General features: G+C 70.8%; 1 protein-coding gene. It reads left to right on the forward strand.

Features of this window, described 5'->3' with window-relative positions:
* A partial coding sequence (locus G3N99_RS40245) for a DUF3971 domain-containing protein (RefSeq protein WP_277396505.1) occupies window positions 1-1124 on the forward strand: 1124 nt, incomplete at both ends.

Raw genomic sequence — 1124 nt, forward strand, 5'->3', positions numbered from 1 at the left:
CGGCCTGTCGCCGCGCGGCCACCCGCGCGCCGGCTGGCCGGGCGTCGAAAACCTGTGGGGCCGCGTCGATGCGAACGAGACGGGCGGCAGTGCGCATTTCGACACGGTCAACGCGGCCGTCACGGTTCCCGGCGAATTCGACGAGCCGCGCCTGACGTTCGACCGGTTGCGCGGCAACGCCAAGTGGGTGATCACGCCCGCGGCCGGCGACAAGCACGCGCGCGTCGACGTATCGCTGCCCGACCTGCTCGTCTCGAACCCCGATGCCGAAATCGCGGTGTCCGGCTCGTACACGAACCCCGGCCACGGCCGCGGCTCGCTCGACCTGCGCGCCGATTTCGCCCGCGCGTCGGTGGCACGCATTCCGCGCTACCTGCCGACCGGGATGTCCGAGCACCTGCGCGACTATCTCGGCCACGCGCTGCAGGACGGCCAGGTGACCAAGGGCGCGTCGATCGTCGCCCGCGGCCCGCTCGAGAAATTCCCGTTCGAACACGAGCCGGACGCCGGCGTGTTCCACATCGTCGCGCCGTTCACCGGCGGCCGCTTCGAACCGACGCCGTACCCGCCGCGCAAGCTCGCGAACGGCACGCCGAGCGTCTGGCCGGCACTCGACGGGATCGACGGCGTGTTCGAACTCGCGCAGAACAAGCTGCGTTTCGACATCCACCGCGCGCACTACAAGCGCGTCGCGCTGACGAAGGTGGCCGGCCGCATCGACGATCTCGGCAATCCGACCCACTCGCCGCTCATCATCGACGGCCATGCGCAGGGCCCGCTGGCCGACCTGATCGACTACGCGGACAACAGCTCGCTCGGCACGATGAGCGGGCATATCGGCCAGCGGATCGATGCGCAGGGGCCCGCGTCGCTCGCGCTCAAGATCACGATTCCGCAGCACGTCGCGCATCCGCACACGCACATCGAAGGCGCGCTCGCGTTCGGCGGCAACACGCTGACGACCAACGGCGTGCCGCCGCTGTCGGCGCTGCGCGGCAGTGTCCGGTTCACCGAGGCCGGCGCGTCGCTGCATGACCTGTCGGGGCGCTTCCTCGGCGGCCCGGTGCGCGCGAACGGCAACTTCCAGTCGCATGGGCCTTACACGGTGGACGTCGACGGCCGGC

This window comes from Burkholderia sp. Ac-20392 (assembly GCF_017104585.1).
Classification (GTDB): Bacteria; Pseudomonadota; Gammaproteobacteria; order Burkholderiales; family Burkholderiaceae; genus Burkholderia; species Burkholderia lata.